This window comes from Dankookia rubra (assembly GCF_004355005.1).
GTDB lineage: Bacteria > Pseudomonadota > Alphaproteobacteria > Acetobacterales > Acetobacteraceae > Paracraurococcus > Paracraurococcus ruber_A.
On sequence record NZ_SMSJ01000056.1, the window covers coordinates 1 to 21,827 of the forward strand.

Sequence of the window (21,827 nt, forward strand, 5' to 3'; positions counted from 1 at the left end):
TTTCGCCTTGAAGTCTGCCGAATACCGCGTCCGCTTGCCCGTCATCCGGGTTCGTCCTTCTCACAGGCGAACCGAGCTTACCCACCTGTCCGAAATCTAGGGACCATCTCACAGTTTCGCCGGATCGCCACGCGCTACGAGAAACGCGCCGCCAACTACCTCGCCATGATCCACATCGGCATGCTGCTACTATGGCTGTAGCGTTTGCAGAGACGGCCTAGCCGCATCCAGGGCCGTGACGTCGGGAGCACCGTGGCCGATGTCGAGCGCGAGATCCAGGCGCCCGGCGTGATTCAGCCGAGGGTCCGCTACCGGCTCGGCGGCCTCTACGAGCAGCAGCGCATCGCCTTCACCGGACTCGCCTGGGTCTTCGCCGCCGCGGTCGCGGCGGAGTTCGCGCTGATGCTGTTCCTTTACGAGAGTCTGTGAACCGCGGCTGCAGTCGTGGGGCTCTCCGCCTTCTCCACCCTCGCCGTGTTTGCCGGGCTCTGGCTGACCGGGGTCGAGTTGAACATCACGGCCATCATGGGCATGACCATGGTGGTGGGCATAGGCGCCGAGATGACGATCTTCTACGTCTCGGAGTTCATCCTGCTGGGGCGGGAGATGCCACGGCGGGACGCCCTGCTGGAGGCGAGCCGCAACCGTCTGCGGCCGATCGCGATGACCACGCTGGCCGCGATCCTCACGCTCATGCCTCTCACCCTCGCGCTTGGCCAGGGGGTGGACATGCAGCAGCCGCTCGCGATCGCCATCATCTCGGGCCTGCTGTTGCAGTTCCCGCTCGTCCTGCTCGTCCTGCCCATGCTGATCGGCTTGGCGCCCGGCCGGGAGCGCTCGGCGGAGTGAGCGTGTGGTCTGCCGCAGAAAATGCGGGGCGGGCGGTGGCCGGCTTCGCGCGGTTGCGGGGCTCCTCCGGTTTCCGCCTCGCGCAGACGCGGTGGATGCCGATTTCACGGCGCTGCTCCGGACCGGGGGCGGCATCCGGCCAGAAGCCGGAAGTCAGATCCAAAGCGAACGTCGGAGCCTTCCTAACGGCGTAACGTGCCGCCCTGCCTGCAGCGAGCAGCAGCAGGAGCACCGGCAGCAGCCGCTCGGCATCTCGGCTGGCAATGGCACGGCAGCACGGCATCAGAGATATTTGGTAATCGCCTTGAACTCTTCGATCGGGCCGCGCTCCGACCGCGGGACGGTGCCCACGACGTGGTCCAGGCAGTGCTCGAGATGGTCGTGGATCAGCATCTTCTTGGCGTTGGCGATGGCTGCTTCGACCGCATGTAACTGCTGAGCGAGTTCGATACAGGAGCGTCCCGCCTCAATCATCTCGATGACACCTTGGAGGTGCCCGGCGGCGCGCTTAAGGCGTTTCACCACTTCGGGGTGGCTAAGGTGAAGGTAAGGATCAGCCATGGCTTGACCCTATCCACCAGGGGGGGATATTACAAGACATGCGCGCGCATGATGGGTTGGCGAACCGCGTTCCGATTACCTGTCCCACGCGTCTACCTGCCCTAGGAGTGATATGGAGCTGACCGCCCGCGCGCTGGCCCGCCGTCTCGCCGCAGCAATGATGCTGGTGGCGGTGCTGGCGCTCGGCTTGCACGAGGCGGCGAATCCGCAGACGGCGGTCTCTGCTGGCGGTGCTCCACCGCCAGCGCTCGCGGTCCTGCAGCTAGCGGCCACGCTCGATCACGACGAGGCCGATCGTGGCCCGACCAAGCACTCGGTGGCCGCCCAGGATGCTATTCGGGTCTGCGTGGTTGCTACACCCCTGCCATGGGTAGTCGCGGTCGTGTCGCCTGCCGCCTCCATCCTGGGCATTCCTACGAGCGCCGCCGTGCTGCCAGGACTCCATCCAGGCGGACCTCAACGACCACCTCGCAGCACCGCCACCGCCTGACTGCCGCGGCCGCCTTGTCGGGTCACCGCGGCGCCCTGTGCCGTCTGCCGCGATGACCGAGGCTGAGTTCCCAATGTCCTTCCGAGACCACCCCGCCACGCTACGGCGCCTAAGGCGCTGTCGCGCGGCCGCGTTGGTGCCATTGTTCGCAACCCTCCTCCTAACAACCCTAGTGGTCCTCCCGAACTCCGCCAGCGCGGGCGAAAGCACGAACCGCGTGGCGGCTGCCAGTGGGACCATCCGCGTCGCCTCCCCCGAGCAGGCCGTCGCCGCGGCGCTGCGGCGCTCGCCCGCCCTCGGTGCAGCCGAGGCCGGGGTGGCGGCCAGCCGCGGCAACCTGACCCAGGCGGGCCTGCGGCCGAACCCGGCTTTCGGCGTGACCGCCGAGAACATCGGCGGCAGCGGCCGCTACCGCAGCACCGCGGCGGCCGAGACGACTTACCAGCTTGCCCAACGCCTGGAGATCGGCGGCCAACGCGGCGCTCGCGTCGGCGTAGCCCGCACCGAGGAGGCGCTGGCCGGGCGCGACCTTGCCGCGACCCGGCTCGACATCGTGCGGGCCGCGCGGCAGGCCTACACCGAGGCGGTTGCCGCCCGCCGGGTCTTGCGCATCGCTACCGACAGCGTGCGTCTGGCCGAGGAGGTGCTGCGGGTCGCCCGGGAGCGGGTTAGCGCCGGGCGCGAGCCGCTACTGCAGCAGCGCCGCGCCGAGGTGGCCCTCTCGACAGCCCAAATCGCCCGCAGCCGGGCCGAACGGGAAGCCGAGGTCGCCCGCCGCGCTCTGGCCGTAGTGCTGGCGGCCTCCGACGTCGATCTTGGCCCGTCCGACCGCTGGTTCGACGACATCGGGCCCGTCCCGGCGGGCCGGTTGCCGTCCGATCCGGCCGCCAATCCGGATTTCGCCCGTTGGCGCGAGGAGATCGCTCGCGCCAACGCCATCCTCGGCCTGGAGCGCCGCCGCGCCATCCCCGACGTGACGGTAGGCGCGGGCTTGCGCCGCTTCGGCGAGAGCAACGACACCGCGATGGTGCTGAACCTCTCGGTGCCGCTGCCGGTCATCGATCGCAACCAGGGCAACATTGCCCGCGCCGGTGCCGACCTGACGCGCACCGAGCGCGTGGCCGAACTGAACCAGCGCGCCTTGGCCGCCTCGCTGACCGACGCCGGGCAACGGCTGGACACCGCTTGGCGCGAGGCGGATGGCCTGCGCCGGGTGGTGGTGCCCGGGGCCGAGCAGGCCTTCGGCTTCGCCCGCGAGGGCTACGCCGCGGGCCGGTTCTCCTTCCTCGAGGTGCTGGACGCCCAACGCACGCTGCTTGAGGCCCGCACCCAGCTGAATGCCGCCCTGCGCGACGTCCACCTGCGCCGCGCCGAGGCCGATCGGCTCTCCGGAGGTCCGCCCATTCCCGAGGCCCTGAACCCGATGGGAGGCCGTCCGTGACGACCCGGTCCACCTTTCTCGTCGGCACGGTAGCCGGCCTCATCGGCATCGCGATTGCAGCGATGCCGCCTGTCGCTGGGGTCCTGCACCGGTTCGTCGGGTCATCCGTCCCCGGCCGGGTTGCAACGCCGCCGCAGACCGCCGCCGACGAGGACCGGGCGCCGGAGGGCGTCATCCGAATGGACGAGCAGCAGGTGCAGGAGCTCGGCATTCGCGTCCAGCCAGTGGCCGGCGGCACCATCGTCCGCAACGTTCATGTGCCCGGCACTGTCGTCGCCAGCGGCGACCGGCTAGTGCGCGTCCCAGCGCGGGTCTCCGGCATCGTCGCCGAGCTGCACCGGCGCCCCGGTGACCAGGTCGCGGTCGGCGACCTACTGGCGGTGATCGAGAGCCGTGAGATCGCCGACGCGAAAGCAGATCTCCTGGCAGCACAGCACATAGAGCAATTGGCCCGCACCACCTTCGAGCGGGAGAGGCGTCTCTGGGATCGGCGGGTTTCGGCCGAGCAGGACTTCCTCAAGGCCCGTGCTAACGCGGAGGATGCGCGCCTCCGGCTCGACCTCGCGCGACAGAAGTTGGCGGCGCTCGGTCTTGGCGAGGCTGAGGTCGCCGCGCTGGCCCGCCAGCCGGTAACGGCGCTCCCTCGCAAGGAGATCCGCGCCCCGATCGCCGGGCAGGTAACCGAGCGGAGCGTCGATCTCGGCGGCGCCGTCTCCCCGGAGACGCAGGCCTTCGTCGTGGTCGACCTTTCCACGGTCTGGGTGGAGACGGCGGTCCCGGCGGCGGACCTCGCCTTCGTGCGCGAGGGGCAGGTGGTCACGGTGAGCGGCCCGATCCCCGGGCTCCGTGGCGAGGCGCGCCTCATTTTCATCAGCCCAACACTGGACAGCCAGACTCGAGCGGCGCGCGCCGTGGCCGAGATGGCCAACCCAGACGGCGCCTGGCGGCCCGGCATCTTCGTCGCTGCATCCGTCCAGACCGCGGAGCAGCCGGTACAGATCCTGCTGCCGCGGGACGCCATCCAGACCATTGACAACCGCCCCGCGGTCTTCATCCGCACAGAGCGGGGCTTTGAGAGACGGGAGGTGACGCTGGGGCGGACCGACGACCGCGCGGCCGAGGTGGTCTCCGGCCTCGCGGGGGGCGAGCCGGTCGCCGTCGCCAGGACCTTTCTGCTCAAAGCCGAACTCAAGTCCGGCAGCGAAGACTAGGAGCCGTGCCGCGATGATCGCCCGCATCCTCGATTTCTCCGTCCAACAGCGCTGGCTCGTTGTCCTGCTCACGCTCGCCTTCGCGGCCTTCGGCATCCGCTCGCTGCAACTGCTGCCGATCGACGCTGTACCCGACGTCACCAACCGGCAGGTGCAGGTCAACTCCGTCGCACCTGCCCTCTCGCCCTACGAGATCGAGCGGCTGGTCACCTATCCCGTCGAGACGGCGCTTGCGGGCATCCCGGGGCTCGACTCCACGCGCTCGCTCTCCCGCAACGGCTTCTCCCAGGTCACGGCCATCTTCCACGACGACGTCGGCATCTACTTTGCCCGGCAGCAGGTGATGGAGCGCTTGGCCCAGGCGCGAGAGACCCTGCCGGATGGGGTCGAACCGCAGATGACACCGGTCTCGACCGGCCTCGGCGAGATCTACATGTGGGCGCTCGACTTTCTGCCCCCGGGCCAAGGCGCCCCGGTGCGCGATGGCAGGCCGGGCTGGCAGTCCGACGGCAGCTACCTGACCCCAGAGGGCGAGCGGCTGACCTCGGACTTGGCGCGGGGCGCCTACCTGCGCACCCTGCAAGACTGGATCATTCGGCCGCAAATGCGCACGGTGCCTGGCGTCGCCGGGGTCGACTCCCTGGGCGGCCACATCAAGCAGTACCAAGTTCAGCCGGATCCGAACCGGCTCGTCGCTCTTGGGCTCGGCTTCGAGGATATTGCCACCGCATTGGAGCGCAACAACGTCAGCCGCGGAGCGCGCTACCTGGAGCGCAACGGCGAGGGTTACGTGGTCCGCTCCGCCGGACGCCTCGAATCCATGGCCGAGATCGGCGAAGTAGTCGTCGCCACGCGCGAGGGCGGCGTGCCCGTCCGGGTGAGGGACGTCGCCGAGGTCTCCATTGGCCGCGAGCTCCGTACCGGTGCGGCGAGCCTTAACGGCCACGAGGTCGTCGTCGGGACGGCGCTGATGCTGGTCGGCGGCAACAGCCGGACCGTGGCGCAGGCGGTCGGCGCCAAGCTCAAGGAGGTTGGCCGGTCCCTACCGCCGGGTGTGCAGGCGCGCACTATGCTCGACCGCTCAGGTCTGGTGAACGCAACCATTTATACGGTGGCAAAGAACCTGGCCGAGGGTGCGGCACTCGTCGTCGCGGTGCTATTTCTGATGCTCGGCAACTTCCGGGCGGCGTTCATCACTGCCATGGTCATTCCCGTAACCATGCTGCTGACCGTGACCGGCATGGTTGAGGCCGGGATCAGCGCCAACTTGATGAGCCTCGGCGCGCTCGACTTCGGCCTGATTGTCGACGGCGCAGTCATCATCGCTGAGAACAGCCTCCGGCACTTGGTGGAGCGCCAGCGCGCGGAAGGGCGGCCGCTGTCCCTGGAGGAGCGCCTCCAGACAGTCGTTGTGTCAGCGCGGGAGATGATCCGGCCCTCCGTTTTTGGCCAGGCCATCATCATCCTGGTCTACGTCCCGTTCCTCACCCTGACCGGGGTCGAGGGCCGGATGTTCGCTCCCATGGCACTGACCGTCGTCATTGCGCTCGCGGCGGCCTTCGTCCTGTCGCTGACCTTCGTCCCGGCTATGGTCGCCATCGCGGTGACGGGGAGGATCACCGAGGAGGACAACCTTGTTCTTCGCGCCGCTAAGCGGAGCTACGCCCCGGCGCTGCGGGGCGCGGTCCAGCGGCCGCTGCTGGTCATTGGCGCCGCGGCGGCTCTCTTCGTGGGGGCAGTGCTTCTGGCCGGGCGGCTCGGGCAGGACTTCATGCCGCAGCTCGACGAGGGCGACATCGTGGTCGCGGCGGTGCGCATCCCGAGCACTTCGCTGACGCAGTCACAGGAGATGCAGCTTGGCCTCGAGCGGGCCATCGGCCGCCTGCCCGAAGTCTCACATGTCTTCTCCAAGGCCGGGACGGCCGACCTGGGCGCCGACCCGATGCCACCAAACGCCGCCGACGCCTACGTCATGCTGAAGCCGCGCGACCAGTGGCCCGACCCGTCCCTGCCAAAGGACGAGCTGATCCGTCGCGTCGAGGAGGCCATCAAACGGCTTCCCGGCAACGGCCCGGAATTCAGCCAGCCCATCCAAATGCGCTTCAATGAGCTGCTAGCGGGCGTGCGCGGCGACGTTGCGGTGAAGGTATTCGGTGACGAGTTCGGGCTGATGCTGCGCACCGCCAACCAGATCGCCACTGTGCTCGGCAGCATCCCGGGTGCCGAGGACGTCAAGGTGGAGCAGGCGGCGGGTCTGCCGTTCCTCGAGATCACCGTGGACAAGGCAGAAATCGCTCGGCGTGGCCTGACCGTCGCCGTGGTGCAGGACGTGATCGGTGCAGCTATCGGCGGCCGCGAGGCAGGCTTCATCCTGGAGGGCGACCGCCGCTTCTCCATTGTGGTCCGCCTGCCGGACTCAGTGCGCGACGACCTGGAGGCGCTGCGGAACTTGCCCGTTCCCCTGCCGAGGGCCGAACGCTCCGGTGCTGAACGGGGCGCGACGATGCCGCAATCCGTGCCGCTGCGGACTTTAACGAGCTTCCGCTTCACCGACGGGCCGAACCAGGTCAGCAGGGAGAACGGCAAGCGGCGTGTGGTCGTGACGGCAAACGTGCGTGGGCGCGACATCGCCTCGCTGGCTGCCGAGGCGCAGGCCCGGGTGGAGCGGGAGGTCCGGGTGCCCCCGGGCTACTGGCTCACCTGGGGCGGACAGTTTGAGAACCTTGCCACCGCCCGGGCGCGGCTCATGGTCGTGGTGCCCGGCTGCTTCTTCCTGATCTTCCTGCTGCTCTACACCGCCCTCGGCTCTCCGCGCGACGCGCTGTTGGTTTTCAGCGCCGTGCCGCTGGCGCTGACGGGGGGCATCGTGGCGCTGTGGCTACGCGGCATGCCGCTGTCGGTCACCGCCGTGGTCGGCTTCGTCGCGCTGTCCGGCGTCGCCGTGCTGAACGGCTTGGTCATGCTGACTCACGTCAAGCAGCTGGTGGCGGAGGGATTGTCGCAGCGCGAGGCGATCCTGCGCGGGGCAATCGACCGGCTGCGGCCGGTCATCATGACGGCGCTGGTCGCCTCGCTCGGCTTCATGCCGATGGCAGTGGCGACGGGCGCCGGGGCGGAGGTGCAGAAACCGCTGGCGACGGTCGTCATAGGCGGCCTGATCACCGCCACGCTGCTGACGCTGCTGGTGCTGCCCGCGCTCTATGCCCGCTTCGGCAGCCGCGCTGTGACGCCTGCCGCCATTCCCGCCCCGTCGCCCTTGGCAACACATCGTGCCGCCGAATGACGGCGGCATACCCGTTTCCATCAAGTTCGAGGTCCGGCTATGCTCAGCCCCCTTACCCACCCCGTCTATCGCCACCTGTTCCTGGCGCAGGTACTCTCGCTGCTGGGCACCGGCCTCGCCACCATCGCGCTCGGCCTGCTGGCCTATCAGATCGCAGGCGCCGACGCTGGCGCGGTGCTCGGCACGGCGCTGGCCATTAAAATGATCGCCTATGTTGGCGTAGCGCCGGTGGCCGGCGCCTTCGTCCACCTTGTGCCCAGGCGGACGCTGCTGGTCGCACTCGACCTGGTGCGGGCGGCGATCGCCATGCTGCTGCCCTTCGTCACCGAGATCTGGCAGGTCTATGTCCTGATTCTCGTCCTGCAATCCTGCTCGGCCGCGTTCACCCCAACCTTCCAGGCCACCATCCCCGACGTGCTGCCTGAGGAGGCGGAGTACACCAAGGCGCTCTCCCTCTCGCGCCTTGCCTACGACCTTGAGGCTCTCGCAAGTCCGGCGCTCGCGGCGGCGCTGCTCACCATCATCAGCTTCAACTGGTTGTTCGCCGGGACGGCACTCGGCTTCCTTGCCTCCGCCGTGCTGGTGGTCTCCGTTGTCCTGCCCTCACCGAAGCCGCCTGAGCGCGCCGAGAGTGCCAGGGGCCGCACTACGCGGGGTGTGCGCATTTACCTGGCGACCCCACGCCTGCGCGGGCTGCTGGCGCTAAACCTTGCCGTCGCGGCGGCCGGCGCGATGGTCATCGTCAACACCGTCGTACTGGTGAAAGCCAACCTTGGCCTCAGCGACCGCGAAGTGGCCTGGGCGCTCGCCGCTTACGGCTCAGGCTCCATGTTGGCGGCGCTGGTCCTGCCGCGCATGCTCGGCGAATGGCCGGACCGCCTGGTTATGCTGTCCGGCACCGGGCTGCTGTTGATTGGTATGGCGCTCGGCTCCTTTGCGGGCGGCGCCTTGCCGACCCTGCTGGCGCTTTGGTTCCTGCTCGGTCTAGGAAACGGCATGGCCTTGACGCCCTCGGGGCGGCTTCTGCGCCGCTCGGCCCATGCGGGCGACCGCCCGGCGCTGTTTGCCGCGCAGTTCGCCCTCTCTCACGCCTGCTGGTTGCTGACCTATCCATTGGCCGGGTGGCTCGGAGCGGCCCAAGGGACAGGCGCCACTTTTGCTGTCCTGGCCGTGGTGACTGCGCTCGGTCTCGTCCTGGCCGCGATGGTGTGGCCAAAGGAGGATCCGGCGGAAATCGAGCACGCCCACGAGGACCTGTTGCCCAATCACCTGCACATTGCCAATACAGGCGGAGGGCAGCGCCACCAGCATGCCTACGTCATTGATGACCTGCACCACAGCTGGCCGGGGCGCTGACGTGCACTTCAGCGTCGTATTCCACCTATCCATAGATCGGAAACAGAATCACCGGTGGGAACGACGACCTGTTGCGCTTGGGAACATCCGGCAAGGTCTGGTTTCTGCCCAACTTGGCGGTAGGCTCGACCGAGGAGGCCACCGCGTAGTTCAACCCTGACCGGCCCTCGATCTTCGAAGTGCTATCATGCGCCTGATGCTATCACCGAAGGCCCGCCAGACCTTTGGATACTGGCCACCTGACACACGAGATTCAAGGAATTGCGCATTGCCGCCGAGCCAGCTTTGCGGCGGGTAGCGAGGTGGAACGGCACAGTCTGGCCTCTGGCTCTCCGCAAGCCCTAACTCGCAGTAGGTCACAGTGTCCATCTGGACGGCTGACTAACGCCAGGACAGGCACGAGCTCGAATCTTGCCCAACCAGGCGCTTTCGGTCCTTGGACGCTGGCGACCGCCACGGCCACAGGGTCTTCGCCTCACGAGCCATCTCCGAGGCTGGCTCGCAGGGGGCAAGCGTTATCCGAGCCGGGAGAAAACCGTGGTAACGCTCTTCGTCTGGCTCTGATCGGCAGCCTGGTCCTGCTGGGCTTCGGCTCTTGGGCCGCGCTGCATACAGCGCCCAGGTTGCATGACCCATGCGGGCGGGGTGCCGCCGGGATAACAATCGGGCGTGCATCAGGTCCCTTGAAAAGCCTTCCACCTGGGCACGTTGCCCCGGTTCGGGAACGAGGCCAGTCTCCATAGGCTTGTGCGCGTTTGGCTGCGCGGCACTGGTGGCGGTTAGCATCCCAGGTACGGCGGCCGGGCGGGAGGCGCCGTCCCCCCCCCCCCCCGGAAGGCCGACCAGAGTATCTACACGACACCGCAGATCCCGATGCGCCCGTTGCCCCTCGACCGCCTCTCGCCAAGCTAACGATCCGGCTCGGCCTACCGGCCACAGATCTGAAGGGCACGATGTTTGCTTACCCGACCAGCGCCTCGAACATCGGCTATATGCTAGTCGCCCGTGAACTACGGGGTTTTCAGGCGGCTGAGGGGCTGGGCAGGTGTCCCTCTCCGACCTGATGAGCGGAGGTTAACAGGCTGAGGAGGCACGCCAAGAGCCAGGCCAGCCAGGCACGGAGTAGACGGAGGTTGTGGCCCGCGGCGGCGAGGACGAGGTTGATCGCATCGCCTTCCGTGCCGCGCAGGAAGTTGCGGCCGAGGTGGCCGTCGCTTTTCAAGTGACCGATGACGGGCTCGATGGCGCTGCGGCGCCGCCGTTCGCGGCGAATGGTGGGCGTGATGCCGCGCTTCTGGCCTGAGATGAACACGCGGGACTTGTCGGCGTCGTGGCCGCGGTAGCCGCGATCAACATAGGCGCGCTCGATCTCGATGCCGGTGACGCGCTCGGCCTGGACGATCTGGGCGGCCAAGGTGTGGCCGTCATAGGGGTTGCCCGGCAGGGCACGGGCACCGAGGACGAACTGGCCGCCGGGCGCTGCGGCATTGGTGGTGGCGAGCGAGACCTTCACGCCGAACTCGTAGCGGGCCTGCGCCTTGCCCTTGCCGATGCACTCCACCTCCGGCGCGTGCAGAGAATACAGCTTGTCGCGGCCGCGGTCCTCGCGCCGCTGCCGCAATAGCCGCGCGACAAGGCCGAGCGGCCCAGCGAGGGCGGCCTGCATGGCGGCGCTGCCGGCGATCTTGCGGCCGATGTCGCGGGCCAGGCGCCCGAGCCAAGTTCGCAGCTGCCGGACGTGGCGTTCGGCCTGACGCGGACGGCCCGAATGGATCAGCTTCGCGGCCTCGCGCCGGGCACGCCTGGCCACCCGCAGATAGGACTGGCGCAGCCGGATCCCGTGCCGTCGGGCAAGGCGCGCCAGGATCTCGATGCCGCGGTGGAGCAGCTTGCTGTCGGTCGGGTGCGTCACCGCCTTGGGCTGGACCGTGGTGTCGATGGTGACGCGCTGCAGGTGCTTGTCCTCGACGGCGCCGCCGCGCCGTGCCGCGCCCAAGCTCTCGGCCAGCAGCACCTCCAACTGCTCGGCGCCGATGCGCTGGCGCCAGCGCGTCAGCGAGGAGCGGTCCAGCGGCAGGGCATGCTGGAAGAAGGCCTCGCCGCAGAACAGCTGCGCGTAGAAGCTGTCGAGATAGCGCGTGCAGACCGCCTCGTCGGAGAGCCCGTCCATGTGCTTCAGCAGGTGCAGGCCGACCATCAGCCGCGTCGGCAACCCCGGGCGGCCGCCGTCGGTGTAGAGCGCGCCGAACGCCGCCTCGAACCGGCGCCAGTCGATCAGCCCAGCCAAGCGCACCAGCGCGTGCCGCGGGTCGACCAGGTTCTCCAGCCGGGCGCGGAAGAGATCCTCCTGCGGCTCGGCCTTGGGCAGCTTGGGGCGCATCGGCGGGCTCCCACTCACGGTGCTGCCGACCGAATCACGCCCCAACCGGCCCCGCAACGCACAGCTCTGTTTGCAAGGTTCTGCCTGTCGTTCGAGACCAAACCGGCAAAACCAGATACTTCCCAATCGCCGGAAAACTGCAGAACGCCGCCACCTTCAGCCTATTTCACGGCTGACTATGCTATAGTGCCTCCCGGGCAGTGAACCGCAGGCCAAGGTAACAGGCGAATTGTTCGCTCCTCACTCATCTCAGTCAGAGCGGAACGACATGATGGCTGCTTATGGGAGTGGTAGGCAGCAACGGCGCCTGTCCAGCGTGGGGGCAAAGCTGCCGTGACCATCTTTGGCCGTACCCGGCGCTATTTAGGTTCGAGATATGTGGCGGCAAGCCGCCCCCACTGTCACACCGAGAAGCGCACCCGCCACAAGATCGCCGAGGAAATGCGCTTCCATGATCATGAGAGCACAGCCAACCGCTGCACATAGCAGCAGCCACAAACCCCTGAATGGCAAGGCATACGCCCAGATGAATGGGATCAGGACTGCTAGTACAGTCATATGCCCAGACGGGAACGAGCCGGCATAAAACAGGTGAAAATTGCGCAATGGCCCACTCTGATGCCAGAACCAGGCTTCAGGCGGTACTCGACCAAACACCAGCTTCAACTCTGACTTTATAGCCAGCGCGACGCATATACCAAGACATGCCAGGAACGCCTCGCGGCGCACGCCTGGAAGTTGTCCGGTCAGCGTGCGCCACACGCCCAGTGCCGCTGCGCCGGCAATGGCGATTCCAGCAATTGCCTCTGGCAGGCGTACTAGCAGGATCGCAGCGGCGGCCGGATCGGTGCGGTCACGAATGAGTAAAGCGAGAGGGTGGTCGACTGTAACAACGCACGCGTAGATGACCGCCGATACTACGATCCACAGCAGGCACCATACCAGCAAATGACGCAGATCAAGCCGTCCGCCAAACACGTCGATCTCGTCGATTGAGGCCTCGCTGCGACCTAAAAACTTCATACACAAGTGGTCCTGGAAGAAGGGTGTCTTGCTTCGTTGCATTCTTCCGGTGATGCAAAACACAGCCCAGTGGGGCACCGTCATGTTGAGAACGGTGCAGCCAGCCTTGAACGGTAGGGCTGACCTCGCCTCTACACTATACGATCTGCCTTCGTAGTGAGCTCTCCGTCGCGTTACCGAAAACATCCGAGCGTACGCTTACAAAGTAGGCTCGTAGGAAAAGGCGGACGACATTGCGGGTTGGGCTATTGCTGCTGACGCTCGTGGTCCTGACCGCGGCGCTGTCACCCCTGCTCGGTGTTCCAGTCTTTGGTACCTTCCTCGGCCGCGATGCCGACTTCGCGCTGATGGCGCTGCAAATGCTTTCTGCCGCCTGGGCCGAGGGCGTCTTTTGGCCACGTTGGCTGATGGACACCAACTACGGGCTCGGCGGTACGACCTACTATTCCTACCCGCCGCTGGCACATTGGGCCGCCGCCGCGCTTGCCTGGATCACCGGCCTCTCCCCGGCTCCAGCGCTCGGCTTGGCCATGGGATTGTGGCGGCTGCTGACGGTGGGTACGGCCTTTCTTTGGCTGCGGCGGCACGTGCCGGCAGGCGCGGCCCTCGCCGGCGCCGCCTTTGGCGCACTGCTACCCTATACCGCGCTGGTCGATCCTTGGATGCGCTTTGCCTATGGCAAGACCGCGGCCATCAGCCTGCTGCCACTGCTGCTGTTGGCGCTGGACCGAATGGTTGAGGGTCGTCGGGCGCAGGGCATCGCCGGCGCGGCGCTGGCTTATGCGGCGCTGGCGCTGACCAACCTGCCGGTCTGCTGCCTCGCTGCGCATCTCAGGCCGCTTTATGCCTGGGGCCTTGGCGGGCGACGGGGAGCGCTGCGCTGCCTATTGGCAGGCGGGCTCGGCGCCGCCCTGGCTGGGGCTTTCCTGCTGCCGGCCGTCGGGCTGCTGCGACACGCCAACTCCGCCAGTCTGTTCAATCCATCCTGGGCCGAAAACCTGCTCTTCTACAGCCCGCCAAATAGCCGGCTCCTGATCATCTGGGGCAGTACCCTGCTGGCAGCTGGGCTGGGCCTTGCCTTGCTGCGGGATGCCGCAACCTGGCCCCGGCTGCGCGCGCCGGGCCTGCTGCGGGCCCTGGCGGTCCTGCTGCTCGGCAGCCTGGTGCTGACCTGTGTCGTCTCGCTGCCCTTGTGGCTCGCCCTGCCGCAGCTGACCGCGGTGGAGCATCCCTTCCGCAGCAATGCCTTGCTCAGCACTGCCGTTGCCGGCATCGCCGCGCTCGCTTGCGCCGTCCGGCCGCGTCCGCGGGCCTTGCTGTTTACCGGGTTCGGCCTGGCGTTGCTTCCGCCGGCTTTTCTCGCCGGGGTGGTCGGGCTTGGCCATCCGGCTTGGCCCAAGTTCCTCCTCGCCGAGCAACGTCTGAACTTCGCCCGCGACTTTTCTGGCGCGTATTCCTGGGAGCACGTCCCGGCCGAGGCTGCTGCGTCCGGCTGGGTCGCCATCACGACCAGATATCCTGACCCGTGGGCGCGGCCGGCCCTGCCTCCTGGGACCGAGCGCCTCCCGAATGGCTTTCGTGTGCCGCGGGCCGAAGCGCCGGTCGTCTTCCCGCAGTTCTACTTTCCGGCCTGGCAGGCTTGGGACGCGCTCGGTCCCCTGCCGTTGCGGTCGACACAGGAGGGCTTTCTGGAACTCGCCCCCGATCGCTCGGCGACCAGTGTGGAAGTGCGGATCCTCCCAACCCTGTGGGAACAGATTGGCTGGATCGTCAGCTTGTTGACCGTGGCTGGCCTACTGCTTCTGCGACTGCCGGTGCTCCGTCTGCGCACCGCAGCACCGCTGCAGGAGCGTCTGCGCCGGGTGAGCGACGGCGTGGTGGGAGGGCCGCAGGATCAACGCCGGTAGATGGGCTTTGTGCATCGTGAAGAGTTAGGCTCAGGCTTGACGTAAGGCGCTCGCTGTCGGGCACGCGCCGGCGCCCCCGGCCTATGTTGAGCAGAGGATGACGAGAAGCCCGAGGGTTGGGATCACCAGCATCGTGATCAGGCCTTCGAAGGGGTCGTCCTCTTCAATAGCCAGCCATTCTCGTGCAGCTTGTCGACCTTCGGCACTGCTCAACCGCCATCCGATTGTCACGATACCGGTGATCATTTGCAGAGAAAAGCCAAGCAACAGTGCGCATTGAAAGACCACGTCGAGATTGGTCACTGTTCCAGCGAACAAGTCCTGTGTCATCGTCCGCGCCCTTTTAGCGATTCTTCAGAGAAGTGGAATGCAAGTTGGACCGGTTTGTTGCGCTTCCATCGGAACTGCTCTCCCACTTTCAATCGATACGATGTATCCTAAAAACAATCTACCGCGCATTTGATCCTATCCCTTCCAGGGGATAGGACATGGTGATTACCGGACAGCCCAGCACGAAAATCCAACACTGGCGGCAAACAGCCCATAGGCTATGGGTAGGATCAAGCCAGGCTTGGTACGCTTAAGGGCAAGGGCCACAAAATAGACTCCGAGCCCGGCGTACATCGCGGCTGCAGTAAGGGAGATCAGCCGTTCGGACATTGCGGGGGTTCCGGTCTGAGTCTCCGCCTGTTGCAAGATCCTGTTCGGCTGGGGCCTTGTCGCGCCAACTGGCATTCGGGCGGCAATCCAACTGATGAGGCACAGGGCGAAGGTCGGATAAATTGGAGCGGCGCCTGCGGTGTAAGTCGGCACCGAAGCCAAGGCTGAGATATCCGACGAGCCCGTGTGGGAGCGCGTGAAGGGCATCCGGGCGAGTTCAAGGCGGTGGTGATGCTGCCGGAAGTAACTTGAGCACCCACCGAATTATCCAAAGGCCGACGCCGGTGAACAACATGCCCGTTGCTATCAGCCAAGGGGTTCGGGCCATGGCGCTGAGTAGGGCTAGAGCCAGTCCACCCCACAGCAAGATGCGCGCGGTGTGGATATAGTCGGCCAACCCGGCTGCCCGCACCTCGTGCACGAAACCGTTTTTCCGCATAACTTTCTCCAACGGCAGTAGAAAACATCTCGTGGTAATTTTGTTGCAGCTTTGTCTGTCGAGCTGCATGCGGCATAGGAAGAAAGATCTCAGCGTGAGTGAGGCCGTTCCCGACGTCATTGAAATGGCAAAGCGCGGCTGCACTGCTACCTGCCGCCGGCCAAGTCGCTTCAGCTGTTTGCTGGCTGTGATAGCCGGAACGAATGCGTCCACAACTAAGAAGGCAACTCTTCGCAGCTTTTCCAAACTGTAGGTGATGGCTGCTCGCACGAGCTAGCTCTGTCCTGCGCCTACGTCAGGGGTTACGGTTTCTGCGAAGCCATAAGGCGACGGCCCAGCAGACCGCTGCCCAGCCCGCGCCGAGCGCCCAGCCCGCGACGACATCGGTCGGCCAGTGGACGCCCAGGTAGACACGGCTAGTACCGACCAGGAGTACGAGGCTGGCCGCAAGCGAGGCAATGAGGGTTTTTTGTCGCCAGTCATGCTGTGTCCGGGCCAGGAGAACGCCGACAGTTAGCAGTACCGCGGCGGCCATGGTGGCGTGGCCGCTCGGGAAGCTCGAGGTAAAGACCCGTGCGGCGGGGGGGACGAGTTCGGGACGCGGACGGCTGTACCAATGCTTGAGGAGAGACTCGATTAGAACCGCGCCGAAGGCGCTGGCCGCGAGTGTGGCTGCTTCTGCGCGTCGGCGTCCAAGAACAAGCACGAGGATGGTCGCCAAGACGAAGAACGCCAGCACGCCGTTTGAGCCAAGCGCGGTGAAGTCCCGTGCCGTCTCTTCCAGCCAGGGAGGGCCGAGCGGGTTCGATGGATCCGCAGGATCCCGTAACGCCAAGAGAAAACGCTCATCGAACGCCCGCGTGTCTCCCTCCGCGATCTCGCCGGCCAGGCCGAGAAAAGCCCAGGTCGTGCCGGCGGCACCTCCCAAAAGAACGATCGGCAGCAGTTCCCGTCTAGCTGCCGGCGCAGGCGATGTTCGCTCCGCATTGATCATCCTTCCCGCCCCCACACTCGGCTTATGTTCGAATCTCGGTAAATCGCGTAGCCTGGGGCAGCCAACGGCCTCAGCCTGAACCTGCTGCCCATTTCGGCCATCACCGCTGGACACCTTCGTTCAATCGGAAGTGCAAGGCGACGCGTAGGCCGCGCTCACTTGCGCCGTCCGATAGGCTAAGTTCCGCCTCATGCAGCGTCGCCACCGCCGCGACGAGAGCGAGGCCGAGGCCATTGCCGCCATCCGATCTGCTCGGGTCGAGACGGTGAAAGCGTCGGAGAACTTGCGCGCGCGCCACTGGTGGGATGCCAGGCCCATCGTCTTCGACTGCAAGCGTCGGCCATTCGCCCATCCCGGTTCGCGCGACCTGGACGACAATCCGGGTGCCTTGCGGGGTGTGGCGCAGAACATTCTCCAGCAGATTAGCTAGTGCCTGCATCAGAAGTTCCCGATCTCCGCGTACCACGACATCAGGGTCGATGCGGGTCGTCAGCGTGCGGCCGGAGTCTTCGGCCGAAGGCCCGTATGCATCGGACAACTCGGAGGCAAGTTCTGATAGATTTACAAAGGCGAAGGCCGACCTGCGTGCTCCTGCCTCAACCTGTGCGATACGCAGTAGTGCTGCAAAACTGCGCAAGATTGCGTCCGTCTCGCTGATCGCGGCGTCGACCGCCGTCTCGTACTCCGCCGAGGTTGTTGCTCGAGCCCGGGCTGCGTCGAGTCCTTGGCGCAGCCTTGCTAATGGCGTCCGTAGATCATGTGCGATAGCTGAATTAGCGTGGCGCAGTTCTTCCATCAGGTCGCGGATGCGATCGAGCATGGCGTTGATTGCCGCGCCGAGCCTGTCCATTTCATCTGTCGGTGTAGCACCCCAGATCGGTACTCGATGATCCAGCTCACCGTGTGCGATTGCCTCCGCCGTAGCGGCAATGGCATCAACGCGTCGGAGAAAGCCGTGTGCGACAAGAAGGCCGCCACCGAGGCCGAGCACCAACATGACGCCGCCGGCCCAAAGGAAGGCGTTCTCGACGAGGTCGGCGGTCTCGTCGAGTCTTGCCGCATCCCGCGCCACAACCAGTGCGCCGCCGGGCAGTGTCACGACCCCACCGAGCAGTGCTTCCTCTCCGTCCTCCTCCTCGCCTCCGATTTCGAAGGAGCCACTGACTGCAGTGGACGGCAACCGTTCCATATTGCCCGCAAGCCGTCGTCCCGCTGCGTCCACGACGGCATAGCGAAGGCCCGGATGCAGGGCTTCGGCGCCTCGTCCTTCAGTCAATGTCTGGGCGAGGTGGTTGGCGGTGAGCTCGCCGTCTTGCCGCCCGACCCGAAGCATCGCCGTGACGTCAGCGTCTACCGCATCGCTGATCTGCTGGCGCAGTGCACCTACGGTGGCCCAGTGAACCACGCCGAACAGCATTGTCGAGGACAAGATGAAGACCGTGGTGTAGAGCAGCGCGAGGCGAAAGCCGGAGGAGGCCCGCAATCGCGCCAGGCGACCTATCGCCCGCCCGCTTTCCCTTAAATCGAACCATGTGTTCACGTCACATGTGCCGGTCAGGTTCGGGGTTCATCCGGGGCGCGAAGGCAATATCCGGCGCCGCGCACGGTGTGGATCAGCTCCGCGCCAAAGCCACGGTCCACCTTGCCTCGCAACCGACTGAGGTGGGTCTCGACGATATTGGTTTGCGGATCGAAGTGGAAATCCCAGACCTTCTCCAGCAGCATGCTGCGGGTCACCACCTGGCCGGCATGGCGTAGCAGGCATTCGAGCAGACGAAACTCACGGGGCTGCAGGTCGATACGCCGCCCCGCGCGGGTGACGGCCCGCGCAAGCAGATCCATTTCCAAATCAGCGACCCGCAGGCGGGTCGGCTCAGTGCCCAGTGGCGGGCGGCGGGCAAGCGCATTCAGGCGAGCGAATAGCTCGGCCAGAGCGAAGGGTTTGACCAGGTAGTCGTCAGCCCCAGCATTCAGGCCTTCGACCCGGTCGTCGATGCCTCCCATGGTTGTCAGCAGCAGGATTGGTGTACGAACCCCGGCGGCGCGGACGGTGCGGACGATGCCGGCACCATCCAAGCCCGGCAGCATGCGGTCGACCACCATCATGTCGTAGGGCTCGCCGGCGGCGAGGAAGAGCCCATCCCGACCATTCGAGGCCGTGTCCACGACGTGCCCCGTCTCGGTCAGGCCCTTGGCGAGATACTCGCGGGTCGCTTTATCGTCCTCCACAACCAAAATCTTCATCGGCCATTCCCCCCTGACTTCTGCACACGCCGCCATGGCAGGAACAGGAACATGTGCCCGAGCCTCCCGTCGCCCGCCACCTCGTGTAGCAGCGCAAACCCTGTATGGCCGCAGAGGTAGATCCAGAGCAGGGTCACGAGTGCCGCATGGATGGCCAGCAATGGCTGCAGCCCCGCGTACCAGCCAAGTGCGCCGGTCGCCACCACCGAGGTCACGGCGAGGAGGCCGAGGCCGTGCAGCGCCGGAGCGAGGGCCCGGGTGGTATCGACGCTGCGTGGCAGACGACGGGCGCGAAGCCGTCGGACCAGGCAGACGAGGTCGTGCGCGACCGCTGCGCGGCGCTGGGCCGAGAACCATGGGCAGAGCGCATTGGGAAGTTTCTCCTCGCCATGCGATATGGCAAGTACGGTTATCCAGAGCAGTGTGACCGCACCGGCAGCCGCCACGCCGAGCAGCGTGTGAGTGGCGAACCAGATGTCACCAGTCCCGCGGTCTACCAGCGGTGGTACCATGACGGAGCCGCTTGCAAGCTGCATCATAACTGTCACCGCCACGGCGAAGTGGGCGGCGCGGGTGGTACGAGCAATGTGCTCCCGTGCCGAGGCAATCGTGGGGCTGGCCTCGTCGTTTGATTGCCGAGTAGCATGGTGTTCAATCTGCGTCCTCCGTGCCGGTTCCGGCGTGGCCGCGGACAAGGCGGAACGCCAGCAGGATCCCGAGGGTGAAGGGAATGCCGAGCGCGACCGGCAGCACGCGAATGGACTCGACCACCAACTTCGGAGCCACCGTGAACGCCTCGCTCGCCGCGACCGTCGGCACTGGCACATCCGGGGTGGCGACACCAACCAGAACACGGTAAGTGCCCGATGAGATCAGCCGCAACGTCCAAGTCCGGCGAATGATGTTGTTGGACGCCAAGTTGTCCACCAGCACCGCCTTGTCCGTGCTCCAGTCTTCAAGATCGACCGCTTGCTCATGTCCGGTGTCCACGCGCAGGAGCGTGAGCCAGACGATCATGCCTGTCGCTGCACTGGCTCCATGATTGACGACCATCCAACGAAACGCCAAGCGATCGCCCATGCGTGGAGCGGTGGGTCCGCGCGGATCCGGAGTCACAGTGACCGCGAGCTGCGCAGCCGTGGGGTCGCAGGCTCGCGGCGCGGCGGAAGCCAATGGCACCGCGGCCGAAGCCGCCAGGACAATGCCGTGCAGGACGATGCGAATCATGTCGCCAGGTCCCTCCCGGCGCGCGGCTGCAGGGACCCCAAAGCGGCGGCGTAGGCGACCATCAGCCAAGCAACCGCGAAGGTGAGTTTCCAGCCCTGTGACAGAAGGCTCTCGCCGTCGACTATCATGGCGTCAAGCGCGTTTATTGCCCCGGAGAACGGATTGACCGCGTCGAAGCCCCGCCCGAGAGCCGACTGCCGCAGGCTGGGGCCGAGCAGCAGTGGGCTCGCCGCCAATAGCAGTGTAATCAGCGACGCAACCAGGGCGGCGCGCGCTGAATGCAGCAGCGCCCCTAGCGCCATCGCTCCGGCACCCGCAGCCAGCACCACGGGCGTGCCGAACAGCACGAGGCCGAGTAGCGCCATCCCGAGGTTCTGACCGGTGCTACCAACTGCCCAAAGGTAGGGCGCGGCGAGGGCGACCATCGCCGCCCACGCCAACGCCTGACCTCCGAGCTTGCCAAGCAGAATGCTACGCCGCGGCGCAGCGGTGGCGAGCAGCGGCAAGAGCGCGCCACGCTCCCGCTCTCCCGCCATCGCGTCCACCCCCATAACAGCCGCTATCACAGCGCCGAGGGCGACGGCGAGGCCGGCCATGCCGCAGACCACCTGCGCGTTGTCGAGCAGGCCAAGTTCGGTGCTGCCGATCAGCAGCAGCGCGAAGCTGGATAGTACCGCCGCGGCGGCAAGCAGCCAAGCAAGGCCGCGCGGGCTGGCGAGTATCTCACCGCCTTCGTAGCGGGCGATCGCGGCGCTGGGGCTCATGCCAGGTCTCCATCCGGCGTCACGTCGGCCACCGCAGGCTGAGGCTCAGCGCGAGCCCCAGTAAGGGACAGATACAAGGCTTCCAGTCCGCCAGCCTCGCGGCGCACCTCCTGGATCGGCCAACCCGCGAAGAGCAGGGCGCGCCATGCAGTCTCTGGCGCTACATTGGCCCCAAGCTCGACCAGTGCCTCACCCTGCGTCTGATGCAGGAGACGGACTGGCGCGCTATCGACGCACAAGGCCATTTTTGGCACGGAGCCGCCAAGACGGAGCCGGTAGCGATTTCCTCCCCGGCCGAGCAGGTCTTGAAGTGGGCCTTCAGCGACGGTGCGCCCGGCAGCGAGCACCGCAATGCGGTCGCAGACCCGTTCCACATCTCCCAACAGATGGGTGCAGAGCAGCACGCCGACACCGCGTTGCCGCGCCAGGCGGTGCAGCAGTCCAAGGAGCCGCCGACGGCCGCGCGGGTCAAGCCCGTTGGTCGGCTCATCGAGGATCAGTAGTTCAGGGCCGGCGACCAGGGCTCGGGCTACCGCAAGGCGACGTCGCATACCCTGAGAGCATCGCGCCGTGAGCAGGTCGGGCGACGCGTCTAACCCCACCTCGCTCAACAGGGCTGTCACCCCTTCTGGTCCGATCGGACGGCCTTGCAGCACCGCCCAGTATTGCAGGTAGTCGGCCGCCGTCATCCAATCCGTCAGGCCATCACGCTCCGGCACGAGACCGACGCGAGCCCGCATCCCGTCTGACGCATCGAGCGGATCTTCACCGAACAGCCTCACATGGCCCGTCTCGGGCACGAGCAGGCCGAGCGCAGCGGCGATGGTTGTCGTCTTGCCCGCACCATTCGGCCCGAGCAGACCGCACACCTCACCGGCTGCAACGCGTAGGCGTACGTCATGCAGCACGGTTCGGAAACCGCGTCGCACCCGCAACCCCTCGATGAGCAGGGGTAACGCCATCGCTACCTCCTTTCTGCTGCGGTGCTAATCGAACGG

General features: G+C 66.4%; 19 protein-coding genes and 1 pseudogene. 9 read left to right on the plus strand and 11 right to left on the minus strand.

Annotated features, from left to right (window positions below):
* From E2C06_RS39760 to E2C06_RS39770, 3 genes and pseudogenes are all read left to right on the plus strand, one after another.
* Positions 1–201: pseudogene (locus E2C06_RS39760) on the plus strand (hypothetical protein); the annotation flags it as partial.
* 51 nt (positions 202–252) lie between these two features.
* A complete protein-coding gene (locus E2C06_RS39765) occupies positions 253–429 on the plus strand; it encodes a hypothetical protein (protein WP_241671472.1) in 177 nt (58 codons plus the stop codon).
* 15 nt (positions 430–444) lie between these two features.
* On the plus strand, positions 445–849 hold the full coding sequence (locus E2C06_RS39770) for an efflux RND transporter permease subunit (RefSeq protein ID WP_241671473.1): 405 nt from the start codon (positions 445–447) through the stop codon (positions 847–849).
* Between the two features lie 282 nt (positions 850–1,131).
* On the opposite strand, the gene E2C06_RS25830 is transcribed toward E2C06_RS39770, so the two are convergent.
* On the minus strand, positions 1,132–1,410 hold the full coding sequence (locus E2C06_RS25830) for a metal-sensing transcriptional repressor (protein ID WP_133291467.1): 279 nt from the start codon (positions 1,408–1,410) through the stop codon (positions 1,132–1,134).
* 112 nt (positions 1,411–1,522) lie between these two features.
* Between E2C06_RS25830 and E2C06_RS25835 the strand changes: the two genes are divergently transcribed.
* The 5 genes from E2C06_RS25835 to E2C06_RS25855 all read left to right on the plus strand — a co-directional run bounded on the left by E2C06_RS25835 (position 1,523) and on the right by E2C06_RS25855 (position 9,191).
* Positions 1,523–1,900 (plus strand): hypothetical protein, encoded by a 378-nt coding sequence (locus E2C06_RS25835; RefSeq protein ID WP_133291468.1) that lies wholly within the window; start codon positions 1,523–1,525, stop codon positions 1,898–1,900.
* Between the two features lie 217 nt (positions 1,901–2,117).
* Positions 2,118–3,341 carry a TolC family protein gene (locus E2C06_RS25840; protein WP_165982666.1) on the plus strand — a complete coding sequence of 408 codons (1,224 nt, stop codon included), beginning with the start codon at positions 2,118–2,120 and terminating at the stop codon, positions 3,339–3,341.
* Positions 3,338–4,552 (plus strand): efflux RND transporter periplasmic adaptor subunit, encoded by a 1,215-nt coding sequence (locus E2C06_RS25845; protein WP_133291470.1) that lies wholly within the window; start codon positions 3,338–3,340, stop codon positions 4,550–4,552. The genes E2C06_RS25840 and E2C06_RS25845 overlap by 4 nt, the downstream gene beginning before the upstream one ends.
* 13 nt (positions 4,553–4,565) lie before the next feature.
* Positions 4,566–7,835, plus strand: coding sequence for an efflux RND transporter permease subunit (locus E2C06_RS25850; RefSeq protein WP_133291471.1), 3,270 nt, complete (start codon positions 4,566–4,568; stop codon positions 7,833–7,835).
* Positions 7,836–7,874: 39 nt separating this feature from the next.
* Positions 7,875–9,191 carry an MFS transporter gene (locus E2C06_RS25855; protein ID WP_133291472.1) on the plus strand — a complete coding sequence of 439 codons (1,317 nt, stop codon included), beginning with the start codon at positions 7,875–7,877 and terminating at the stop codon, positions 9,189–9,191.
* A 1,021-nt stretch (positions 9,192–10,212) separates the two neighbouring features.
* Here E2C06_RS25855 and E2C06_RS25865 read toward each other — a convergent pair.
* Positions 10,213–11,571: an IS5 family transposase gene (locus E2C06_RS25865; RefSeq protein WP_133291474.1), complete on the minus strand. Its 1,359-nt coding sequence runs from the start codon at positions 11,569–11,571 to the stop codon at positions 10,213–10,215.
* Between the two features lie 363 nt (positions 11,572–11,934).
* On the minus strand, positions 11,935–12,594 hold the full coding sequence (locus tag E2C06_RS25870; protein WP_165982667.1) for a phosphatase PAP2 family protein: 660 nt from the start codon (positions 12,592–12,594) through the stop codon (positions 11,935–11,937).
* Between the two features lie 248 nt (positions 12,595–12,842).
* Between E2C06_RS25870 and E2C06_RS25875 the strand changes: the two genes are divergently transcribed.
* Positions 12,843–14,501 (plus strand): hypothetical protein, encoded by a 1,659-nt coding sequence (locus E2C06_RS25875; protein WP_133291476.1) that lies wholly within the window; start codon positions 12,843–12,845, stop codon positions 14,499–14,501.
* Between the two features lie 81 nt (positions 14,502–14,582).
* Here the strand turns inward: E2C06_RS25875 and E2C06_RS25880 are convergent, their stop codons facing one another.
* The 8 genes from E2C06_RS25880 to E2C06_RS25910 form a co-directional block, all read right to left on the minus strand.
* On the minus strand, positions 14,583–14,831 hold the full coding sequence (locus E2C06_RS25880; protein WP_133291477.1) for a hypothetical protein: 249 nt from the start codon (positions 14,829–14,831) through the stop codon (positions 14,583–14,585).
* 1,064 nt (positions 14,832–15,895) lie between these two features.
* The gene (locus tag E2C06_RS25885) at positions 15,896–16,594 is read right to left on the minus strand and encodes a phosphatase PAP2 family protein (protein WP_133291478.1); all 699 of its coding nucleotides are present in this window, start codon (positions 16,592–16,594) and stop codon (positions 15,896–15,898) included.
* 100 nt (positions 16,595–16,694) lie between these two features.
* Positions 16,695–18,134 (minus strand): sensor histidine kinase, encoded by a 1,440-nt coding sequence (locus tag E2C06_RS25890; protein ID WP_133291479.1) that lies wholly within the window; start codon positions 18,132–18,134, stop codon positions 16,695–16,697.
* A gap of 14 nt (positions 18,135–18,148) precedes the next feature.
* Positions 18,149–18,838 carry a response regulator transcription factor gene (locus E2C06_RS25895; RefSeq protein ID WP_133291480.1) on the minus strand — a complete coding sequence of 230 codons (690 nt, stop codon included), beginning with the start codon at positions 18,836–18,838 and terminating at the stop codon, positions 18,149–18,151.
* Positions 18,835–19,533 carry a cytochrome b/b6 domain-containing protein gene (locus E2C06_RS25900; RefSeq protein ID WP_165982668.1) on the minus strand — a complete coding sequence of 233 codons (699 nt, stop codon included), beginning with the start codon at positions 19,531–19,533 and terminating at the stop codon, positions 18,835–18,837. The genes E2C06_RS25895 and E2C06_RS25900 overlap by 4 nt, the downstream gene beginning before the upstream one ends.
* Positions 19,490–20,065 carry a hypothetical protein gene (locus E2C06_RS37920; RefSeq protein WP_165982669.1) on the minus strand — a complete coding sequence of 192 codons (576 nt, stop codon included), beginning with the start codon at positions 20,063–20,065 and terminating at the stop codon, positions 19,490–19,492. The genes E2C06_RS25900 and E2C06_RS37920 overlap by 44 nt, the downstream gene beginning before the upstream one ends.
* Positions 20,062–20,829, minus strand: a complete 768-nt coding sequence (locus E2C06_RS25905; RefSeq protein ID WP_133291482.1) for an ABC transporter permease subunit — start codon at positions 20,827–20,829, stop codon at positions 20,062–20,064. Before E2C06_RS25905 ends, E2C06_RS37920 begins: the two co-directional genes overlap by 4 nt.
* Positions 20,826–21,791, minus strand: a complete 966-nt coding sequence (locus E2C06_RS25910) for an ABC transporter ATP-binding protein (RefSeq protein WP_133291483.1) — start codon at positions 21,789–21,791, stop codon at positions 20,826–20,828. Before E2C06_RS25910 ends, E2C06_RS25905 begins: the two co-directional genes overlap by 4 nt.
* Positions 21,792–21,827 lie beyond the last annotated feature (36 nt).

Excerpts from the sequence above, each read along its gene's own strand:
- E2C06_RS25835 (WP_133291468.1), top strand. The coding sequence starts at position 1,523 with ATGGAGCTGACCGCCCGCGCGCTGGCCCGCCGTCTCGCCGCAGCAATG.
- E2C06_RS25905 (WP_133291482.1), bottom strand. The coding sequence starts at position 20,829 with ATGAGCCCCAGCGCCGCGATCGCCCGCTACGAAGGCGGTGAGATACTC.
- E2C06_RS25855 (WP_133291472.1), top strand. The coding sequence starts at position 7,875 with ATGCTCAGCCCCCTTACCCACCCCGTCTATCGCCACCTGTTCCTGGCG.
- E2C06_RS25850 (WP_133291471.1), top strand. The coding sequence starts at position 4,566 with ATGATCGCCCGCATCCTCGATTTCTCCGTCCAACAGCGCTGGCTCGTT.
- E2C06_RS25870 (WP_165982667.1), bottom strand. The coding sequence starts at position 12,594 with ATGAAGTTTTTAGGTCGCAGCGAGGCCTCAATCGACGAGATCGACGTG.
- E2C06_RS25865 (WP_133291474.1), bottom strand. The coding sequence starts at position 11,571 with ATGCGCCCCAAGCTGCCCAAGGCCGAGCCGCAGGAGGATCTCTTCCGC.
- E2C06_RS25895 (WP_133291480.1), bottom strand. The coding sequence starts at position 18,838 with ATGAAGATTTTGGTTGTGGAGGACGATAAAGCGACCCGCGAGTATCTC.
- E2C06_RS25910 (WP_133291483.1), bottom strand. The coding sequence starts at position 21,791 with ATGGCGTTACCCCTGCTCATCGAGGGGTTGCGGGTGCGACGCGGTTTC.
- E2C06_RS25885 (WP_133291478.1), bottom strand. The coding sequence starts at position 16,594 with ATGATCAATGCGGAGCGAACATCGCCTGCGCCGGCAGCTAGACGGGAA.
- E2C06_RS25880 (WP_133291477.1), bottom strand. The coding sequence starts at position 14,831 with ATGACACAGGACTTGTTCGCTGGAACAGTGACCAATCTCGACGTGGTC.
- E2C06_RS37920 (WP_165982669.1), bottom strand. The coding sequence starts at position 20,065 with ATGATTCGCATCGTCCTGCACGGCATTGTCCTGGCGGCTTCGGCCGCG.
- E2C06_RS25830 (WP_133291467.1), bottom strand. The coding sequence starts at position 1,410 with ATGGCTGATCCTTACCTTCACCTTAGCCACCCCGAAGTGGTGAAACGC.